Origin of the sequence: Actinomadura mexicana (assembly GCF_900188105.1) — a bacterium.
Classification (GTDB): Bacteria; Actinomycetota; Actinomycetes; order Streptosporangiales; family Streptosporangiaceae; genus Spirillospora; species Spirillospora mexicana.
In genome coordinates, this window is sequence record NZ_FZNP01000001.1 from 83121 (window position 1) to 102668 (window position 19548).

General features: G+C 71.3%; 15 protein-coding genes. 6 read left to right on the top strand and 9 right to left on the bottom strand.

What is annotated here, in order from left to right:
* Window positions 1-119 precede the first annotated feature (119 nt).
* From CHC11_RS00395 to CHC11_RS40975, 4 genes are all read left to right on the top strand, one after another.
* Window positions 120-2216 (top strand): protein kinase domain-containing protein, encoded by a 2097-nt coding sequence (locus CHC11_RS00395; RefSeq protein ID WP_089309532.1) that lies wholly within the window; start codon window positions 120-122, stop codon window positions 2214-2216.
* Window positions 2213-4381 carry a protein kinase domain-containing protein gene (locus CHC11_RS00400; protein WP_143226867.1) on the top strand — a complete coding sequence of 723 codons (2169 nt, stop codon included), beginning with the start codon at window positions 2213-2215 and terminating at the stop codon, window positions 4379-4381. The genes CHC11_RS00395 and CHC11_RS00400 overlap by 4 nt, the downstream gene beginning before the upstream one ends.
* Before the next feature lie 240 nt (window positions 4382-4621).
* On the top strand, window positions 4622-5713 hold the full coding sequence (locus CHC11_RS00405; protein WP_179278615.1) for a hypothetical protein: 1092 nt from the start codon (window positions 4622-4624) through the stop codon (window positions 5711-5713).
* Window positions 5714-5785: 72 nt separating this feature from the next.
* Window positions 5786-5926: a hypothetical protein gene (locus tag CHC11_RS40975; RefSeq protein ID WP_179278616.1), complete on the top strand. Its 141-nt coding sequence runs from the start codon at window positions 5786-5788 to the stop codon at window positions 5924-5926.
* A 20-nt stretch (window positions 5927-5946) separates the two neighbouring features.
* Here the strand turns inward: CHC11_RS40975 and CHC11_RS00410 are convergent, their stop codons facing one another.
* Window positions 5947-6300 carry an ArsR/SmtB family transcription factor gene (locus CHC11_RS00410; protein ID WP_089309534.1) on the bottom strand — a complete coding sequence of 118 codons (354 nt, stop codon included), beginning with the start codon at window positions 6298-6300 and terminating at the stop codon, window positions 5947-5949.
* A gap of 79 nt (window positions 6301-6379) precedes the next feature.
* Between CHC11_RS00410 and CHC11_RS00415 the strand changes: the two genes are divergently transcribed.
* Window positions 6380-7369 carry a quinone oxidoreductase family protein gene (locus CHC11_RS00415; RefSeq protein ID WP_089309535.1) on the top strand — a complete coding sequence of 330 codons (990 nt, stop codon included), beginning with the start codon at window positions 6380-6382 and terminating at the stop codon, window positions 7367-7369.
* A 51-nt stretch (window positions 7370-7420) separates the two neighbouring features.
* On the opposite strand, the gene CHC11_RS00420 is transcribed toward CHC11_RS00415, so the two are convergent.
* Window positions 7421-9352, bottom strand: coding sequence for an amino acid transporter (locus tag CHC11_RS00420; RefSeq protein ID WP_089309536.1), 1932 nt, complete (start codon window positions 9350-9352; stop codon window positions 7421-7423).
* Window positions 9353-9689: 337 nt separating this feature from the next.
* On the opposite strand from CHC11_RS00420, the gene CHC11_RS43230 reads away from it, so the two are divergent.
* Window positions 9690-12632: a helix-turn-helix transcriptional regulator gene (locus CHC11_RS43230; protein ID WP_089309537.1), complete on the top strand. Its 2943-nt coding sequence runs from the start codon at window positions 9690-9692 to the stop codon at window positions 12630-12632.
* Here the strand turns inward: CHC11_RS43230 and CHC11_RS00430 are convergent.
* From CHC11_RS00430 to cnbZ, 7 genes are all read right to left on the bottom strand, one after another.
* Complete coding sequence (locus tag CHC11_RS00430) at window positions 12629-14173, bottom strand: carboxyl transferase domain-containing protein (protein WP_089309538.1); 1545 nt, start codon at window positions 14171-14173, stop codon at window positions 12629-12631. The genes CHC11_RS43230 and CHC11_RS00430 overlap by 4 nt on opposite strands.
* On the bottom strand, window positions 14163-15353 hold the full coding sequence (locus CHC11_RS00435) for a CaiB/BaiF CoA transferase family protein (protein ID WP_089309539.1): 1191 nt from the start codon (window positions 15351-15353) through the stop codon (window positions 14163-14165). The genes CHC11_RS00430 and CHC11_RS00435 overlap by 11 nt, the downstream gene beginning before the upstream one ends.
* A 45-nt stretch (window positions 15354-15398) precedes the next feature.
* Entirely contained in the window at window positions 15399-15881 is a 483-nt protein-coding gene (locus CHC11_RS00440; RefSeq protein ID WP_089309540.1) for a cupin domain-containing protein, read from the bottom strand.
* A gap of 48 nt (window positions 15882-15929) precedes the next feature.
* A complete protein-coding gene (locus CHC11_RS00445) occupies window positions 15930-17354 on the bottom strand; it encodes an amidase (protein WP_089309541.1) in 1425 nt (474 codons plus the stop codon).
* A complete protein-coding gene (locus CHC11_RS00450; RefSeq protein ID WP_089309542.1) occupies window positions 17351-17746 on the bottom strand; it encodes a RidA family protein in 396 nt (131 codons plus the stop codon). The genes CHC11_RS00445 and CHC11_RS00450 overlap by 4 nt, the downstream gene beginning before the upstream one ends.
* A gap of 45 nt (window positions 17747-17791) precedes the next feature.
* Entirely contained in the window at window positions 17792-18640 is an 849-nt protein-coding gene (locus CHC11_RS00455; RefSeq protein WP_089309543.1) for a fumarylacetoacetate hydrolase family protein, read from the bottom strand.
* A gap of 65 nt (window positions 18641-18705) precedes the next feature.
* On the bottom strand, window positions 18706-19503 hold the full coding sequence (gene cnbZ / locus CHC11_RS00460; RefSeq protein WP_089309544.1) for a 2-amino-5-chloromuconate deaminase CnbZ: 798 nt from the start codon (window positions 19501-19503) through the stop codon (window positions 18706-18708).
* Window positions 19504-19548 lie beyond the last annotated feature (45 nt).

Genomic DNA, 19548 nt, shown 5'->3' on the forward strand with positions numbered 1-19548 from the left:
GTCACCGGTGGTGGGCGCCCGGCCGCGCACCGGTGCCCCGGCCGCACATGCCCGCCGGGTTTGGTGGTCAGGATTCGATAGTCTTACAGACATAGTTGTTCTGTCGAGGTGGGAGCGGGATGGGGCCACTTCAGCCGGGGGATCCCGTCGGTGTCGGCGGGTACCGGGTCCTCGCCCGGCTCGGCGCGGGCGGGATGGGTGTCGTCTACCTCGCCCGGTCGCCGGGCGGTCGGCTGGCGGCCCTCAAGCTCATCCGGTCGGACTCCGCCGGCGACCCGGGCTTCCGGGAGCGGTTCCGCCGCGAGATCGCCGCCGCGGGCAAGGTCAGCGGCCTGTACACGGCTCCCGTGCTGGACGCCGACGCCGACGCGCCGCAGCCCTGGTTCGCCGCCGCCTTCGTTCCCGCGCTGACGCTGAAAGAGGCCGTCGAGGACGGCGGGGCGCTGCCCGAACCCGCCGTCCGCGCTCTGGGCGCGGGGCTCGCGGAGGCGCTGCAGGCCGTCCACGGGGCGGGGCTGGTACACCGCGATCTCAAGCCCGGCAACGTCCTGCTGGCCGAGGACGGCCCCAAGATCATCGACTTCGGGATCGCCAAGGTCGTCGACGCCACGCAGATCACCCGCACCGGCGGCATGATCGGCACGCTGGCGTACCTGGCGCCCGAGCAGATCGCCGGTGCCAAGGACGCGGGGCCCGGGGCGGACGTGTTCGCGCTGGGGGGCGTGCTGGTCTACGCGGCCACGGGAGCCCGGCCGTTCGGCGAGGGCGACCCGGGCGCGCTGCTCTACGAGATCATGTACGGCGAGCCCGGTCTGGACGGGCTGCCCGCGTCGCTGCGGAGCATTCTGGCCGCCTGCCTGGACAAGGAACCGGCCCGGCGGCCTCCACTCGCGGACGTGCTCGCGGCGCTGACCCCCGCCGACCCTTCGGCGCTCATCTCCCCCGCCCTGCGCCGGGCCCTGGCGGCCAGGGAGGCCGAGGCGAACCGGATCTCGTCCGGGCCCGTGACGCTGCCGCCGCCGCTGCCGAGGATCGAGGAGGCGGTCCCCGGCGGCCTGCGGCGGCGACGCGTCCTGGGGCTGGCCGCCGGGGCGGCGGTCGCCGTGACCGGCATGGGGGCCGGGACGGCGGGCTGGGCCCTGGCGGGCGGGAAGTCCAAGCCCGCCAGGCCCGCGCCCCGCGGGACCGCCCTCGCCGCGGCGCCCGCGCCGGCGTGGACCTTCGTCCCGCCCGCGTCCGTCTCGTCCGACGACTCGCACCTGCTGGTCGCGGACGGTGTCGTGCTGTGGGGCGGCGACGACGCGACGTACGGGGTCGACGCCGCGTCAGGGCGGCGGCTGTGGACGGCGGACGTCAGGATGTTCGCGGGCTGCGCCGTCCACGGGTCGACGTTGATCCTCCCGAACGGCGGCGGAACCGACGACGAGAAGACGACGATCACCCTGGTCGACGCGGCGTCCGGTGAGCCGACGCATCTGCCGATGCCCGACGGCGCGTTTCCCGGTTCCGTCTTCGGCGTGGCCGGCGGCGCGGTCCTGCTGGAATCGGGGACGTACTCGGACGAGGACTCCCCGGCCGTGTGGGCCGTGGAGCTCGCCGGCGGCAAGGCCCGGTGGCGGCTTCCCCTCGCCGACTCGGTCGTCGAGGGCGCGGTCGACCGGAACGGCCTGTACCTCAATGTCGAGCACACGCTCAGCGCCGTCGACCTCGCCACCGGTCGCAGGCGCCGGAGCGTCGACTGGTCCAGATCCGGGCAGGACTGGCCGACCCAGGCCATCGCGGTCGCCGGCGGCAGGGTCTTCGGGAACTTCGCCGACACGCTCCAGGCGGTCGACACGGCCGGCGGGAAGACGGTGTGGTCGCGGGCCACCGGCGCGGACTCGCCCTCCGTCCTGCTCGCGGCCGGCAAGGTGATCTTCAGGGGGGACGACCTGCACGCCCACGACCGCGCGACCGGCGCCCCCGCGTGGACGCTGGCCGGCCCGGCGAAGTTCGTCGACGAGCCGGGGCACGACGCGGCGTCGGACGACGTCCTCGCGGCCGCGTTCAGCGACGGCTCGACCAACGGCTTCTTCGCCGCCACGGCCTCCGGCCGGGGGCTGTGGGCGCACTGGGGCGACGTCCCCCGCGCCGAGGACTGGGACGTCGTCGTGTCCGGCTCGTCGATCTTCGCGACCGATCATCAGCGGCTGCTCTGCTTCCGGGCGGACTCGTGACGGCCCCGCCAGTGCCCGAGGACCCCGACCGCATCGGCAGGTACCGGGTGCTGCGGCGGCTGGGCGAGGGCGGCATGGGACGGGTCTACCTGGGCGCGTCCCCGGCCGGGCGGGCGGTGGCGATCAAGGTGGTGCGGCCGGAGCTCGCCGGGGACCCGGAGTTCCGGGCCAGGTTCCGGGCCGAGGTCGCGGCGGCCCAGCGGGTCGGCGGCGCGTTCACCAGCCCGGTGGTCGATGCCGAACCGGACGGGGCCGTCCCGTGGCTGGCGACCGCGTACGTCAACGGCCTCAGCCTGAAGGAGACGGTCGAACGGTACGGGCCGATGCCCGAGCCGCTGCTGCGCACGCTCGGCGCCGGGCTGGGCGAGGCGCTGATCGCGATCCACGCGGCGGGGCTGCTGCACCGCGACCTCAAACCGGCCAACATCCTGCTGGCCAAGGACGGGCCCCGGGTCATCGACTTCGGCATCAGCAGGGCCGCCGACCGTGACGCGTCCGCCCACGGGCCCACCCGGGCGCTCACCTCCGAGGGGCAGATCATCGGCTCCCCCGGCTACATGTCCCCGGAGCAGATCCGCGGCGGGACGCTCACCGCGTCCGCCGACGTGTTCGCCTTCGGGGCCGTGCTGGCCTTCGCCGCCACCGGTCGTCCCCCGTTCGGCAGGGACGAGCTGCCCGCGGTCATTCACCGGACCCTGCACGAGGCGCCCGATCTGAACGGCGTACCGGCCTCCCTGGAGCGGATGGTGGCCGCGTGCCTGAGCCGCGACCCCGGTGAACGCCCGCCCACCGGCCTGCTGCCGTCACTGCTGGCGGCCGAGCCGGTGGCCCCCGGCTGGCTTCCGGGCACCCTCGGCGAGGAGCTGCGGCAGCGGGAGGACACGCTCCTCCTGGATCTGCGGGAGATCGCCAAGGCCCGCACCCGCCGGCGGCTGCTGCTCGGCGGTGCCGCCGCCGCGGGACTCGCCGTCATCGGCGGCGGGACGGCCGCGGCACTGGCCGCGGCCGGCGGCGGGGCCGGACGGAGGCCCGCTCCGCCGAAGCTGCTGTGGCGGACGACGATCGACGACCTCGGCGACCGGGCCTTCTCCGGCGAGGCCCTCTCCCGGACGGTCGTCTCCCACGACGAGAGGCAGTTCTACCGCTGCCATTCGCTCGAAACCGGGCGGCGGCTGTGGTCCGGCGAGTTCTCCGTCGCGGCCACCGGACCGAACCTGATCTACGGGGTCCCGGAAGGCGGCGACCGGCTGATCGCCATTGACGAGTCCCACAAGGTCAGGTGGACCAGCGACGTGGGCGACGTGATCGCCAACCCCGAGCTGATGGGGCCGGACGGCGGGACGCTCGTCCTCGCCGGGCACAACCGCACCATCATCGGCGTGGACGCCGCCACCGGCACGCGGCTCTGGGCCCACGAGTGGTCCTCCAAGACGTCCATCGACTTCCTCTACGGCATCACGAACCGCACCCTCGTCGCGATCGGCGTCCAGGGGACGAACAGCCTGCTCATCGGGCTCGACACCGCGACGGGCGCGCTCCGCTGGGCCGATCCGGACGGGAGCCTGACCGTCGTCCCCGAGGGCGGCGGGAACCTGATCTTCCGCAACCCGTCGGGCGTCAGGCTCGACGCGCTGGCCGCCGATTCGGGCCGCAGGCTCTGGACCGCCCTGCTTCCCAAGGCCGCGGCGGAGCCCGCCCGCGAGAAGCAGCTCTCGCCGGGCTTCACCGTGGCCGGCGGGACGGTCTACACCGGCAGCCCGACCCTGTACGCCCTGGACGCGTCCACCGGCCGGGAGCGGTGGACCTACACACCGGCCTCGCCCGGCGGGCAGGAGCGGAGTTTCCTGGTCAGCGGGAAGTACGCCTACATCCTCGACAATCCGCAGCTCATCGCGCTCGACGCCCGCACCGGCCGCCGGGTCTGGTCGGTCAACACGCCCGCGACCCGCCCCGCCCGGCTGATCGCCGCCGGCGGAATGATCTGCCTTGGCGTGACCGGCGCCACCGGCGCGGGACTCTACGGCTGGGACGCCGAAACGGGCGAGCTCGTCTGGAACCACCCCGCCCCCGCCTCCGCGCCGACCAAGCGATGGGCGCTCACCACCCGCGACCGCACCCTCGTGGCCACCCAGGACAAAACCCTCTTCGCCTTCCGTCTCTCCTGAGGCGAGTGTGCCGCGGCCGTGACGACGGCCGCCGCCAGGCCGGGCGGCGCCCCTTTCCGATGGCCCGGACGCCCGGCTCGACGGCCCGGCAAGGCCGTGCGCTCGGCCGAGAGGCGGGGCCGGGCGGGTTGGAGCCGCTCCGCCATCTGGCGCTCGGACGGTGCGGTCCTGCGGGGGGGTGTTCGCTTCACTCCTCGTAGCTGGGAATGGGAGGGTTGGAGGCGTCGAGGTCAGGGAGGGATGTTGAGCACGTACGCCTACGACGGGGATCGCCATGCGTTGTCGGTCTTCTGGGACACCGGGATGGGAAACGCCGCTTTCACCGTCGCGGAGCTCTCAGAGAAGGTCACCGGCGATAAGGCTCAGCATCTCGCTCATGCTCTGACGCTCCTCTCGAAACAAGCCTGGCGCACTTACACGCACCCGGCATCCGCGGCCGAGGACCAGAGCGAGAACAGTGAGGGGCGGCGCCGCGAACACCATCGGGAGGCTTTCACCACGGTCGCCGATGCTCTGGCCAAGCCCAATCTCCCGACCGACGGCATGCTCCTCCAGTCCTACAATCTCGTCGAGGAGACGGCACATCAGGCCGGCCGGGCACTGCACGCTGCGGGCGACGCGGAATTGACCGCGCGGATCGTGGCGGAGATCCAGAGTGAAATGAACGCGGTCGAACAGGCGGAACTCGGCGACCTCACCGGCCGCGCTCGGCAGGCCGTGGCGCTCACCCGGGCCGGCGCCTCGCCGGCGCAGGTCCAGGCCGCCGACAGGATCCTTTCTGACCACCCGCTCGGCAGCCTCGCTCTGTTCACCGACGTCGATCCCGTCGCCGCCTCCATCGCGACCGCACACTGGCTGCAGGCGGCCGCCGATGTCGCGGCCGAGACGTCCGGGCTGGCCCCGACCCAGATCGTCGAGGAGGCCGACAACATCGAAGCCCTCGCGCATGCCACGCCCACCGCAGTGCTGGAGAGCCTGGAAGTCGGCCTTTCCCCTTATGACGCGATCACCGGGATGATCCGCGATGCCATGACAGCCGCCGAAGGCAGGGTCCCCGATATCGACGCCATCCGCGACTGCATCAGCCAGGCGGACGAACTCGCCGATGAACACCATGATCCCCGGCTGCGGGACGCCCTCCTCCAGACGCTCCGCACCACCCCGCTCGACCCCATGCGGCCCGCGCACGACCTTCTCGAAGACCTTCTCGACGGCATCCGCGGATGCTGGCTCATCTACCAGGAGAGCACGGAAACGGATGAGGGAGCCGACGGCTCCTTCGCCGATGCCGTTCGCGCCGAGGCCAACGAGAACTCGGATCGCCTGACCTGACCGGCTGGCATCCCGATCTGCTTGTTGAAGGACCGAGGCCGCCGCGGCTCCGGTCTCCGGCATCATGGCCGCATGGGCGCATGGGTCCACATCCGGGGCCGGCTGGAGTTCCATGGGCAGAGAGCCGAAGCCGAGCTCATCATCGACCGCGGAGACCCCGCAGGGTGGGCGTTCCGCATCATCCAGCCGGTCGTGCTCGCATCCGCCGGCTGACCGGTCCGGCCAGACGAACATCACGGTGCTTGCCGGGAGCGGCCCGACTGCTCCTCGTAGGCGGACATGACCGCGTCCAGAAGGCCGGGGAAGCGTTCTTGGAGGTCGCCCTCCCGCAGGGTGGTCCAGCGACGCGTTCCGTCCTCGCGCTGGCGGATGACGCCGGCCTCGCGCAGCACCCGGAAGTGGTGGGTGAGCGTGGAGGGTGCGACATCCACCGGGAAGGTTCCGCAGGCTCGCTCCGGCGAGGCGCGCAGTGTCCGGACGATCGTCATCCGGGTGGGGTCCGACAGCGCGTGCAGGACGTCCAGCACGTCGAACTCGGCCGGGTCAGGATGGATGAGCGCCGGGCGGCGCCGCTGCGATCTCGGCATTTCCCACCTCTCTCGTTCGACGAACATCGTACAAGATATGTACGATGTTCGACGTACTACGAACATCGGAGGAGTTGCCATGGAAGCCCTGATCATGACCGGGCCCTCGCGGGGAACGGACCGCACCGAGGTGCGCGAGGTCCAGACGCCACGACCGGGCCCAGGTCAGGTGACCATCGACGTCGCCTACGCCGGGATCAACTTCCTCGACGTCATGGCCCGGCGCGGCGACACCGGCTATGCCTCCTCCTGGCCGTACGCCCCGGGCATGGAGGCTTCCGGCACGGTCCGGGAGACCGGTCCCGGCGTCTCGGGGCTGACCGCCGGACAGCGGGTGGCCGCGTTCACCGGAACCGGCGGCCTTGCCGACGTGGCCCTGGTGGGTGCCGAGTACGTGGTGCCGGTGCCGGACGGGGTCCCGGCCCGGCTCGCGGCGGCGGCCCCCCTCATGCTCACCGCCGCGCTGCTCCTGCTGGAGGACGCCGCGGGCTTCCAGCCGGGCAGGACGGTGCTGGTGCACTCGGCGAGCGGCGGCATGGGCAACGCCTTCGCACAGCTGGTGCCCCTGCTCGGCGGAGGACGGCTCATCGGCACGGTGGGCCGTCCGGAGAAGGCCGCATCGGCCCTCAGAAGCGGATACGACGCGGTCGTCGCCCGCGGAGACGATCTCGTCCAGGCGATCCGGGAGGCCACCGACGGCGCGGGGGTGGACTTCGTCCTCGACCCGCTGGGCACGGCCATGCTGGAGACTGATCTGGCGGTCACCGCGCCCGGCGGCCGGGTCGTGCTGTTCGGCAACGCGGAGGGCGGGCGGTTGGAGCCGCTCCCACCGGCGGGACGGCTGATCGGCGGGAACCTCTCGGTCGGCGGGTTCAGCATCAGGGGCCTGTGGAGCGCGGCGCCGGGCCGCGCGGCCGCCGGGCTGCGCCGCGCCCTCGACCTGCTCGCCGAGGACCGGCTGGACCTCGCGCTCAACGAGGTCGGCTCCCTCGCGGACGTCCCCGCCGTCCACCAGTCGCTCGCCGAGGGCCGCGGCGAGGGGAAGTACGTCGTGCGCCTCCAGGGGTGAAGCCGGTCCGGACCCGGTACCGGCAAGGAACGCGGCCGGTGTCCGGGAGTGTCAGCCGACGTGGACGACGGGGCGTCGTTCGATGTCGGGTTCGGCCTGGCGGAGGATCTCGCGGGTCAGAGGCGGGACGTCGCCGCCGCCGAAGACCAGGTAGCGCAGCAGGGCGCCGATCGGGTTGCCCTCGGCCCAGTGGAAGTAGACGTGCGGCTGCTTGCCCGTCTCGTGCTGGATGTGGAGCAGGATCGCCGCGATCGCGTTGGGGATGCTCGGGGTCTCGGTGCGCAGGACGCGGTATCCGTGCCGCTCCTCACCGGTGACGCTCAGGGTGGACTCGAACTCCGATGCGTCCGAGACGGTGAGTTCGAGGAACAGCAGCCCCTCCTCGGCGCGGAGGCGGTGCAGCTCCCAGGCTTCCTGCGCCTTGTCCAGGTACTCCTGGCGGTCGCGTTCGTCGGGCTCGTTGGCGATGATCCGCAACTCGCCGGCCCGGTCGAGGAGCTCGCGGGCCTTCTGGTCGAACTCGACGTCGGTGATGCGCAGTTCGGTCGAACGGGTGGCGCGGGAGATCAGCGACGTGACGACGATCGCGACGCAGAACACGACGGCGATCACCAGGCCGTCGGGGCGTTCGACGATGTTGGCGATCGTGGCGTAGGTGAAGATCAGGGTGACGACGCCGAAGGCGGCGGCGGCGCGGCGGCGGCCCCGTTTCCAGGACGCCAGCGTCGCGGCGACTGCGGCGGAGAGGATCAGCGCGAGGACGCCGGTGGCGTAGGCGCCGCCCTGCGCCTCGACCTCGGCTCCGAACAGCAGCGTGAGCGCGAACGAGACCAGAGTGAAGATCAGGACCATCGGGCGGGTCGCGCGGGTCCAGTCGGGCGCCATCCCGTAGCGCGGCAGGTACCGGGGGACGATGTTGATCAGCCCGGCCATGGCGGAGGCGCCGGCGAACCACAGGATCGCGACCGTGCTGAGGTCGTAGGCGCTGCCGAACCACTCCCCGAGGTTCTCGTGCGCGAGATAGGCCAGCGCGCGGCCGTTGGCCTTCCCGCCCTCCTCGAACTCCTTTTCGGGGATCAGCACGCTGGTGGCGAAGCTGGAGGCGATCAGGAAGACGCTCATGATGACCGCGGCCGTCGTCAGCAGCTTGCGCGCGCCCTGGATCCGCCGGTTCAGGTCGCCCTTGACCAGCGGCATCACGGCCACCCCGGTCTCGAACCCGGACAGTCCGAGGGCGAGCTTGGGCATCACGAACAGCGAGACGGCGACCATCACCAGCGGGTTGGAGTGGTCGGCGGTCAGCGCGTGCCTCCAGTCGGTGACCAGCCCCGGGTCGGACGCCACCTTGGCCAGGGCCGTCCCCACCACCACGACGTTCAGCACCAGGTACACCGCGACCAGGACGACCGCGATCGAGATCGCCTCGCTGAACCCCACCATGAAGACCGCGCCCAGTGCCGCGATCAGCACCAGCGTGACCGGGATCTGCCAGCCCGCGATCGCGTCCGGGGCGAACGGGTTGTGCAGCAGGTGCGCGGTGGCGTCGGCGGCCGACAGCGTGATCGTCACGATGAACGCGGTGGCGACGAAGCCGAGCAGGAACAGCACCAGGAGCTTGCCGCGCCAGCCGGGCAGCAGCCGTTCCAGCATCGACAGCGACCCCAGCCCGTGCGGACTCTGCCCCGCCACCGAACGGTAGACCGGAAGAGCGCCGAACAGGGTCAGCCCCACGAGCAGCAGGGTGGCGATCGGGCTCAGCGCCCCGGCGGCCAGGGCGGCGATGCCCGGCTGGTAGCCCAGAGTGGAGAAGTAGTCGACACCGGTCAGGCACATGACTTGCCACCAGGCGTGCTGCTTGTGCGGCGCGTCCTCGTGATGGGGGTTCTTCTTGTGCGGCCCCGGCTTGTGCCCCGGGCGATGCAGCCCCTGAAGCAGCCACCGCCGCATCCCTGAGTCCGCGTCCGGCTTAAGCGACGTTCCCATCCGGCCCCCAGGTCGACTCGCGAGCCCGCACACAATACTGGTGACCGCGGACGACCGCGCCCCAGAGCCCACGATCTCCCGACATCTCGACGTCCGACCGGCGTCGCGGCCGACCCGGGCCCTGCCTGCCTCGGCATGGCTTCGGGTGACGAACGCCTGGTCAACATGGTCAGGGCGAAAACAGCGGTATAGCATGAGTCGCGTAGCGATCGAGGCGATCGGCAGGCTTTGAGCAGTGCGACGGAAACAGATCGAAACGCCGCGAGGGGTCTGAAGGCGGCCGGGAGCAACGTTGGGTGGCACCACATGCTCTGCGCCTGACCAGAAGTGAGCCGCGATGAAGGCCAGCACAACCGACCAGGGATGCCCGCCCCCGTTCGTCGGGCGTCGCGAGGCGGTCGAGGTCCTGGAAGAGGCGCATGCGGAGGCCCGCCGGGGGCTGCCCCGAGCGGTGTTCGTCACGGGCGAGTCCGGGATCGGAAAGTCGGCCCTGATCCGCCGGTTCCAGCAGTCGGCCGCGAACGCGACCTTCCTGATCGGCGGATGCCTCAATCTCGGCGACGCACCGTCATACGCGCCCTTCGTCGGCCTGCTCCGGTCGTTGGTCCGGCAGGTCGGTCTGGACGCGCTGCGGTCCGGTCTCTCCACGGCCGTCGTCAACGCGCTGGCCTGGTTGCTGCCCGATTTCGCCGAGCCGCCGCCGCCGTACGAGGGCACCCGGGCACGGATGTTCGACGCGTTCCTCACCCTCCTGGAGAAGTTGGCGCGGGAGAAGCCGGTGGTGCTGGTGATCGAGGACGTGCACTGGGCCGACCAGTCCACTTGGGATCTGCTGTCCTATGTCGTCGGCCACGCGCACGAGTCGTCTCTCCTCACGATCATCACTTATCGGGATCTTCCCCATGGTCACGCCCTGCGGGGGCCGCTGGCCGAACTGCGGCAGCGCGACCACGTCCTCCAGATCGAACTGGAGGGACTGCCGCGTGCGGCCGTCGCCCTGCAGGCCGCGGCCTTGCTGGGACGCCCACCCGAAGAGACGCTGCTCGACGACATCATGAACCGCAGCAGCGGGAATCCGTTGTTCGTGGAGGCCCTGCTGCAGTGCTCGCCAGGGGAGCTTCCCGGAGGGCAGATCCGCGACCTGCTCATCGCTCCGGTCGAGCGGCTTCCCGCGTCCACCCAGCGCGTCCTCCGTGTCGCCGCCGTCGGCGGCGCGGAGGTCGGACACACCGTCCTGGGCGCGGTGTCGGGGCTTTCGGAAGAGGATCTTGAGGAGGCCCTCCGGCCGGCGGTGCACCAGCGGATTCTGGCCACGGATCACGACGGATACCGCTTCCGGCACACGCTCATCGTCGAAGCCGTCTACGACGGGCTCCTCCTCCCTGGGGAACGCAAGCGTCTCCATCGCCGCTTCGCCGAGGCGATCGACCGGGATCCGTCGCTGGCACCGCCGGTGCTGTGCCATGCCCCGGGGGAGGTCGCCCGCCACTGGGCGGCCGCCGGCGAGCCGGTGCCGGCCTTGGCCGCGACCTGGCAGGCCGCGCGGGACGGCAGGGACCTGCTCGCGCACCCCGAACGCCTCCGGATGCTCCAGCGCGTCCTCGAACTCTGGCGACTGGTCGACGATCCTTCGAAGATCATCGGCGTCGGCCGGGGGGACGTGCTCCGCGACATCGTCGAGGCCGCGGACGACAGCGGTTACATCGACCTCGGCATGTCGCTCGCGGCGGACGCGCTCGACGCCGCCAGGGCGGAGGGCGACCCCCGGCTGGCGGCACAGATTCTCGAACGGCGAGCACGTATCCGGTCCCGGCTCGGCATCGCCGGTGTGACGAGCGAGCTGCGAGAGGCGCTGCGCCTTCTGCCCGAGTCATCTCCGAGCCCCCTGCGGACCCGCCTCCTCAGTCATCTCGCACAGCGCCTCTGGGTCGAAGGCGAGGCCGGCGAAGCACGCCGTCTCGCCGAGGACGCGCTGAAGCTGGCCGGCGAGATCCCCGACCCCTACAGCGAGGCGAACGCGGTCATCACGCTCGCGGGGCTGGTCGCCGAAGACGACATCGAGACGTCGAGGGCCGACTTCGCCGCCGCACGCGACCTGGCCGATCGGATCACGGCGCCCACGCTCGTCATCACGTCCTACATGAACGAGACCTCGGTCCTCGAAGATCTCGGGCATCACGCGGAGGCGGCCGCCACGGCCCGGGTCGGCGTGCGGCGAGCGGCCGAGGTCGGGCTGGCTCGGACGCTCGGGGTCCGTGTCGCGGCGTGCCTGTCCGAAGCGCTGTTCTCGTCCGGCATGTGGGACGAGGCGCTCGAAGTCCTCTCCCATGCCATCGACCTCGAGCCTCCGCGGGCGTACCGCGCCACGATCCTGGCCGTCCAGGGGCAGATCCTGGCCACCCGCGGGGACACCGAGTCGGCCGCCCACCTGCTCGACGAGATCCGCGGTCTGTTCGGCGGGAAGTTCGACACCGCGGCGAACCAGTTCCGCCAGGCGACCTTCGAAGCCACCGTTCTGCTGCAGCAGGGGGATGCCGGCGCCGCTCTCAACACGGTCCTCGACGCGCTGGAGGCGTACCCCGCCCACCTGGCGCCTGGCCGCGCGTGGCCGATGCTCGCCGTCGGAGCGCGGGCGCTCGTCGATGCCGGGGCCCGGGCACGGCTGCTGCCCGCCCGGCTGCACCCGCAACCCCACGACGGCGCCCTGAAGACCCTGCAGGGGACGGCTGCGGATACGTCCATCAGAAGCGACGCCGACCGCGCATGGTGCGCCTCGGTCACCGCTTCGTTGGCGCCGACGTCAGAAAGATGGCGGGCCAGGGAAGCGGAACTCATGGCGTGGGAGCGCGCCCTCCAGCCGTATCCGCTGGCGTGGGCTCTGCTCCACTCGTCCGAGGGCCTGCTCGCCAGGGGCAGCCGGGCGGCCGCCGCAGAGCGGTTGCGGCGCGCGGCCGGCATCGCCGAGAACCTGGGCTCCCAGCGCCTCCGGGGGGCGGTGGACTCCCTGGCGAGCCGGGCGCAGCTGTCGCTGGCCGAGCCCGCCGGCGACGAGGAGTCGGAGACGGTCGGCTCCAAGCTCGGCCTGACCGCCCGGGAGGGCGAGGTGCTCCGGCTCGTCACGCTGGGACGGACCAACCGGCAGATCGCCAACGAGCTGTTCATCTCCGCCAAGACGGCGAGCGTGCACGTCTCCAGGATCCTGACGAAGATGGACGCCGCGAACAGGGGCGAGGCCGCGGCCATGGCGCACCGGCTCCGGATCTTCGAGGAGTCGGCCTAGGCCTGCCGGCGTCCACCGGGCGCCGGCGCGGGCGTGCCGGCGACGCCGAGGTTCCGGTAGCGGGCACGGCGCTCCCGGAGGCGCGCCGGCCGTGTCTTCGCCAGGAGCAGAGCCAGCTCTTCGCGGATCACGGCTCCGGTCCGCCGGCAGAACTCCTCGGGCTCGTCGGTCGCGTCCGGCAGTTCCGCCACGACGCGGTCGACGATCCCGTCCGCGAGGAGGGCGGCGGCGCCGACGCCCTGGGATCCCGCCATCTCCGGTGCGCGCCGGGGTGTGCGGTGCACGAGGACGCTGGCCCCCTCCGGCGGCAGCGGCGCCAGCCAGGCGTGCTGGGCCGCGACGACGCGGTCGGCCGCCAGGAGCGCGAGCGCGCCGCCGCCCGCGCCCTGTCCCAGCAGCAGGGCCAGCGACGGGGAGCGCAGGGTGACCATGTCCGTGAGGCAGCCGGCGATCTCCTGGGCGAGGCCGCCCTCCTCCGCCCGCGCCGACAGTTCCGCGCCCGGGGTGTCGATGACCGCCACCAGGGGCAGGTCGAGATCGCCGGCCAACCTCATCCCGCGGCGTGCGGTCCGCAACGCCCCCGGCCCGAGGGGACGCCCGATCTGCCGGTGCCGGTCCTGTCCCAGCAGGACGCAGGGCGTCCGCCCGAATCGGGCGAGCGCCAGGAGCATCCCGGGATCGGCCTCACCACGGCCCGTGCCGTTGAGCGGCAGCAGCTCGCCGGCCGCGTGTCGCAGCAGGTCCAGGACGCCGGGACGCGCGGCCCTGCGCGACCTCACGACGGAGTCCCAGACCGTCGCGTCGTGGGGACGGACGGTGTCCCCCGCGGGTTCCGGGAGTTCCGGACGGCCGCGATCACCGCAGAGCACCGCCAGGGCGCGTCCCAGAACATCGGCCAGCTCTGCCGGCTCGACCACGGCGTCCACGAGGCCGTGCTCGAACAGGTTCTCCGCCACCTGCACGCCCGCAGGGAACGGCCGGTCGTACAGGCCCTGGTACACGCGCGGACCCAGAAAGCCCAGCAGGGCGCCCGGTTCGGCGAGGGTGACATGGCCCTGCGATCCCCAGGATGCGAAGACACCGCCGGTGGTCGGGTGGCGCAGATAGACCAGGTAAGGCAACCCGGCGGCCTTGTGCTCGGCGACCGCGGCCGCGATCTTCACCATCTGGACGAAGGCCAGTGTGCCCTCCTGCATCCGCGTCCCGCCGGACACCGGTGCGGCCACCAGCGGCAGCCGCGCGGCCGTCGCCCGTTCGATGGCGGCCACCAGGCGTTCGGCGGACGACACGCCGATGGAACCGGCCAGGAAGGAGAACTCGCAGGCGAGGAGGGCGACCCGGTGGCCGCGCACCCGTCCGGCGCCGGTCAGCACCGATTCGTCCATGCCCGTGCGACTCTGGGCGGCGGCGAGCTGGGCGGCGTAGGACTCCGGGAGGTGGCGCGGTGCGCGCGCCGGCACGTCCCAGGACTGGAACGACCCCTCGTCCACGATGAGATCGATCAGGTGCCTGGCGCCGGGCCGCTCCGGATCAGCGGCCATGGAGGTCCTCCTGCCCGGCGGCGCGTTCGAGGCCGTCCAGCCATGCGCGGACGCTGTCGTTGTGCTGGCCGAGTCGCGGTGGGGGCAGGTGGTGTTCACGCGCACCGGCGTAGGCCTGGTCGTCGAACCGCAGCGGTGGTCCCGGCAACCGGAGAGGCCCGGCCGACGGATGGTGGACGTCGATGAGCAGTCCCTGGGAGAGCGTCTGCTCCCAGGCGAACACCTCCTTGAGGGTGCGGACCCTGCCGGCGGGGACTCCGGCGCCGTCCAGCAGTGCCAGCCAGTGATCCGCGGACGCGGACGAGAACACGCGCTCGATCTCAGCCACGAGCTGCTGACGATTGGCCACCCGGTCCGGATTGGCGGCGAAGTGGGGATGAGCCGGGTCGAGCCCTACGATCGGCGCGAACCGCCGCCACAAGGGCTCGCTGCCGACGGCCACCTGGATCGGTTCGTCGGCGGTGCCGAAAAGCCCGTACGGGGCGATCGCCGGATGGTGGTTGCCTGTGGCGGTCGGCACCTCCCCCGCCACCGTGTGGCGGGTTCCCTGGAAGGCCAGGACTCCGACGATCGCCGCGAGCAGGCTGGTGCGCACGACGCGCCCCCGGCCCGTGGCGCCGCGTTCGTGCAGCGCCGCCAGGACGCCGAAGGCGCCGTACATACCGGCGAGAACGTCGGCGATGGGGACGCCGGCCTTCGTCGGCACGGCGGCTTCGGGGCCGGTCACGCTCATGAGCCCCGCCTCGCCCTGCGCGATCTGGTCGTAACCGGCGCGCCCGCCTTCCGGGCCGTCGTGGCCGAACCCGGTGATCGACAGAGTGATGAGACCGGGGTTCAGCTCCCGCAGGCGCTCGGCCGAGAACCCCAGCCTGGCGAGCACGCCCGGCCGGAAGTTCTCGCACAGGACGTCCGCGTGCCTCACCAGGCGCTCCAGGAGCAGTCTGCCCTCCGCGGTCTTGAGGTCCGCGGTGACGGACTCCTTGTTGCGGTTGCAGGACAGGAAATAGGTCGATTCACGTTGGTCGCCGTCGAGGATGAACGGCGGCCCCCAGCTTCTGCTGTCGTCACCGCCCGGCGACTCGACCTTGATCACCCGAGCGCCCAGATCCGCGAGCATCATCGCGGCGTGCGGTCCGGCGAGGGCACGGCTCACGTCGATCACGGTGATGCCGGAAAGCATGTCACTCACAACAGTCCCCGATCAAAGGCCGATGATTCGCTGTCGTCAGGTCAGGCCGAGACTCTCCCCCAGGCTCGGGCCGACGTAGGTGACCTCGTACCTGGCGTTGATGCGGTCGATCTCGGCGGGATCGGCGTCCTCGGGAAGATGCTCGTTCTCGGCGAAGAGCCCGTCGTACCCGCCGGGCGTCATCAGGTTGATCACCTTGACCGCGCGCTGGCCCTTGCGCGTGTTGTCGAAGGTGTGCGGCACCCCGGGCGGGATGCTGATGAAGTCTCCAGGGCCGAGTTCATGGAGCTCTTCGCCGGTCTGGACGGTCAGCACGCCTTCCAGGACGTAGAAGGTGTCCTCCTGGTTCGCGTGCCTGTGCAGCCCCGGGCCGGTCAGGTATTCGATCTCCATTTCGAAGAAGTCGAACCGCCCACCGGTCTGCGCACCGGTGGCCTTGAACAGCGACGGTCCCTGCTTGTAACGCACCCCGTCCTCTCGAAGGACGACGAGCGGCTTGTTCACCTGCTCCTGCGACATGGGTCGCTCCTTTTCGCTGCGGTGCCTCGTAATCGAGGGATGGTCGAATCAGGGAAGTACTGGATGGCTGCGATGCCAGTGGGTGGCCTGCTGGAAGCGATGGGCCAGTGCCAGAAGGGCCCGTTCTCCCCAGGCACGTCCGACCAACTGGAGTCCGACGGGCAGACCGTCGTCATCGAACCCGCACGGGATCGTGATGGCCGGCAGTCCGGCGATGTTGGCGGGCACCGCGTACCTGGGTCCCTTGTCGGGGTCCAGGCGGCGGCCGGCGGCGTCCATGCGCGGCGCGGTGCTCTCACGGGACGGCAGCACCAGAACGTCGATGTCCTCGAACAGCAGGCTGAGTTCGCGTCGGACTTCCTTCGCGGTCCGCTGGGCCTCGACGTGATCGGGCGCCGAGGTGTCAAGGCCGGCCAGCAGCCGTTCACGTACCTGAGGGAGAAGTTCAGGGCCGTGCTCTTCGAGCAACGCCCTGTGGTGAGTCGCGGCCTCACAGCGCACCAGCACGGGACCGGCCTCGGCCGCCGAGTCCCATGTCGCCACGGCGACGTCGCCGAGGCGGTCACAGAACGTCATCAGGACCAGCAGAGCGCTGTCCAGGGCTCGCGCCATGTCAGGGGGCAGCGGCGCCCAGAGGTCCCGCAGAACGCCCATCCGGAGGTCGCGCACCGGACGGTCCAGCGCGCTCGCATAACCGGGGGGACGTCCCCCGACCTCGGATGCCGGATCCTCGGGGTCGTGGCACGCGATGGCGTCGAGGAGCAGGGCGCAGTCCTTGGCGGAGCGGGCGATCGGGCCGACATGGTCGAGCGACGCGGCCAGCGGTGTCACTCCCCGCAACGGCACCAGGCCGTACGTCGGCTTGAGACCGACGACACCGGACCAGGCCGCGGGGTTGCGGATCGAGCCGGTCGTGTCCGTGCCGAGCGCGCCGGGCACCATGCCCGCCGCCACCGCGGCCCCCGAGCCCATACTGGAACCGCCCGAGAATCTGCGCGGATCCCACGGGTTGCGGGTCGAGCCGAAGTGGTACTCGTCGACGGGGCCGTAGCCGAGTTCCGGCAGGTTCGTCTTACCGAAGATGATCGCGCCCGCGGCCCGGAGACGGGCCACGGCCGTCGCGTCGTGGTCGGGTACGAAGTCCTTCATGGCCATCGCACCCGAGGTCGTCCGCTCACCTCGCGTCCAGCACGAGTCCTTCACCGCGACAGGGATGCCGTGCAACGGTCCGCGGTTCCGCCCCTCGGCCAGTTCCCGCTCCGCGGCGTGGGCGTCGGACATGATCCGGTCGGCCGGGAGCGAGATGAAGGCGTTGAGCCGGGGCTCGAGGCGGTCGCATCGCGCGAGCAGCGTCCGGCAGAGTTCCGTCGGTGAGACGCTGCCCTCCGCCAGGAGCGGCCCGAGTTCCGAGATCTCGAAGTAGCTCGGATCGAGACCGGCCGGCGCGGAGCACATCTCTTCTGTCTCGTTCATTCCACGACGGCGATCGCGTTGATCTCGATGAGCATCTCCGGCGACACCATCTTGGTGACCTCCACGAGGGTGGACGCCGGTGGCGGGCTGTTGAAGTACTCGCGGCGCACCTTGTGGATCTGCTCGAAGTGCTCCATGTTCCGCACGTAGACGTCGACCCGGACGATGTCGTCCAGACTCCCGCCCGCCGCTTCCATCGCCCGGACCAGGTTGTCGCAGACCTGCCGCGTCTGCGCCTCGATGTCACCGGGGCCGACGACCGACCCGTCGGTACCGCGTGCCGTCATGCCCGAGACGAAGACGAGCCTCCCCCGAGCCTCGCTCACGATCGCCTGGGAGAAGTGGCCGCTCGGACGGCTCAGATCGGCGGTTCGCACCTGCTGGCGTGTCATTTCAACTCCCCTTTGATGTGGATCGGTGACCAGGAGGGCCGGCGGTCAGTCACCGACGATCACGTTTTCCAGGACGCCGACCTTCTCGACCTCGACCTCGACCCTGTCGCCGGGTTTCATCCAGACCGGCGGGGTCCGCCGCGACCCCACCCCGGCAGGGGTGCCCGTGACGATCACATCGCCGGGCACCAGGGTGAGCATGGTCGAGATGTATTCGATGAGCCGGGGGATCGAGAAGATCATTTGATCGGTGCCGGACCGCTGCACCACCTCGCCGTTGAGCCGGCACGAGAGGCCCAGAACGGCGCCCGGCGGTATCTCGTCCGAGGTCACCATCCACGGGCCGAATCCGCCGGTCTGCGAGAAGTTCTTGCCCGCCGTGTACTGCCGCGTATGCCTCTGCCACTCACGGATCGAACCGTCGTTGTAGCAGCTGTATCCGGCGACGTGGTTCCAGGCCGCCGCCTGCGGGATCCGGCGGCCCGGCTCTCCGATGATCACTGCGATCTCCGCCTCGTAGTCGAGGGTGTCGGACTCCCGCGGACGCACGATCGGCCCTCGGTGGCCCGTCTGGGACCCCGCGGAGCGCAGGAAGAGAGCGGGGTGGTCCGTGCTCTCCAGACCGGCTTCGATGCGGTGGTCCTCGTAGTTGAGCCCGACGCAGATGATCTTGTCCGGCTCCGGGATCACCGGAAGCCAGGTCACCTCCGACTCGGTGTAGTCGGGCAGATCGTCGAGGTGCCGCCGCACCTGGTCGAGGCCGTTCTTGGCGATCAACGACTTGAGATCGGGATACCGGCCGCCCAGCCGGCGCCTGAGGTCGATGATCCCGGCCGGGGTGACGGCGCCGTAGCAGTCGTGGCCGGACGGATTCCTGAACGTGGCGAGCCGCATAACGCAGTTCCTTGGTTTCTGCCGCATCGATTGCGGGTGGTGGTGGCGTCAGTCCGGGATGCCGGTTACAGCAGCACTTCGCGAAGCACCGTGCTCGCGTCCATCTCGTATTCGCAGTCCGCGACGGGTGGGCTGGCCGAGTACAGGGTCAGGCCGTGTACGCCCACTCCGCGACCGAGCAGTTCGGCGTATGCCAACGAGCCGACATCGTGGCGGGAGTACGCCTGTACAACATGCGCGTCCTGCCACGAGAACCCGAGGGCTTCGAGGCGCCGCTCCTGCTCTTCCCTGACGTAGCGCATCTTTTCGCGCAGTCCGTCGAGGGAGGTGTCCCCCAGCCGGACGATGGCGTCGCGGTAGTCCTCGCCCTTTTCCGGGGCCTCGGCGCCACCCGCGATCACGAACGTCCGGCTCTCGCCGTCCGTCGGCACCGTGTAGGAGAACGAATGGAGCGAGGGCGTGGCCGGCCTCTCCGTGGTGGGGCAGACGTTCGTGCGGGCGACCGGGTTGGCTCCGTCGCGGTAGACGCCCCAGCGCTCCAGCGTCTGGACGTAGTTCCGGTTGAAGTCGGCGAACTGCTGGTCACTGAACTGGGACGGCGACCGCAGTTGGCACGCGCAGAACGCCGTCGTGGGGCGGCCGATCGCCTCCAGATAGGTCTCGACCACCGCGAGTCCCTGCGCGAGGGGAAGGGGCCGCCGGAAGCGGACGCGCTCGATCGCGAATCCAGGCGACGCGGCCACGCCGCCCGAGTACTGGAAGACCGCCGCGAGATACCGGTAGCCGCCCTCGGCGAACTCGGTCACTTCGGCCGTGCTGGATTCCGTGCTGGATGCCGTGCTGGATTCCGTGCTGCTGGACATGGTCGTCTCCGTCCTTCGCGTTGCGTCGGTGCCGGGGCGCCGGAT

Coding starts and splice junctions, on each gene's coding strand:
- CHC11_RS00395 (WP_089309532.1), top strand. CDS start 120: ATGGGGCCACTTCAGCCGGGGGATCCCGTCGGTGTCGGCGGGTACCGG.
- CHC11_RS00405 (WP_179278615.1), top strand. CDS start 4,622: ATGTTGAGCACGTACGCCTACGACGGGGATCGCCATGCGTTGTCGGTC.
- CHC11_RS40975 (WP_179278616.1), top strand. CDS start 5,786: ATGGGCGCATGGGTCCACATCCGGGGCCGGCTGGAGTTCCATGGGCAG.
- CHC11_RS00410 (WP_089309534.1), bottom strand. CDS start 6,300: ATGCCGAGATCGCAGCGGCGCCGCCCGGCGCTCATCCATCCTGACCCG.
- CHC11_RS00415 (WP_089309535.1), top strand. CDS start 6,380: ATGGAAGCCCTGATCATGACCGGGCCCTCGCGGGGAACGGACCGCACC.
- CHC11_RS00420 (WP_089309536.1), bottom strand. CDS start 9,352: ATGGGAACGTCGCTTAAGCCGGACGCGGACTCAGGGATGCGGCGGTGG.
- CHC11_RS43230 (WP_089309537.1), top strand. CDS start 9,690: ATGAAGGCCAGCACAACCGACCAGGGATGCCCGCCCCCGTTCGTCGGG.
- CHC11_RS00430 (WP_089309538.1), bottom strand. CDS start 14,173: ATGGCCGCTGATCCGGAGCGGCCCGGCGCCAGGCACCTGATCGATCTC.
- CHC11_RS00435 (WP_089309539.1), bottom strand. CDS start 15,353: ATGCTTTCCGGCATCACCGTGATCGACGTGAGCCGTGCCCTCGCCGGA.
- CHC11_RS00440 (WP_089309540.1), bottom strand. CDS start 15,881: ATGTCGCAGGAGCAGGTGAACAAGCCGCTCGTCGTCCTTCGAGAGGAC.
- CHC11_RS00445 (WP_089309541.1), bottom strand. CDS start 17,354: ATGAACGAGACAGAAGAGATGTGCTCCGCGCCGGCCGGTCTCGATCCG.
- CHC11_RS00450 (WP_089309542.1), bottom strand. CDS start 17,746: ATGACACGCCAGCAGGTGCGAACCGCCGATCTGAGCCGTCCGAGCGGC.
- CHC11_RS00455 (WP_089309543.1), bottom strand. CDS start 18,640: ATGCGGCTCGCCACGTTCAGGAATCCGTCCGGCCACGACTGCTACGGC.
- cnbZ (WP_089309544.1), bottom strand. CDS start 19,503: ATGTCCAGCAGCACGGAATCCAGCACGGCATCCAGCACGGAATCCAGC.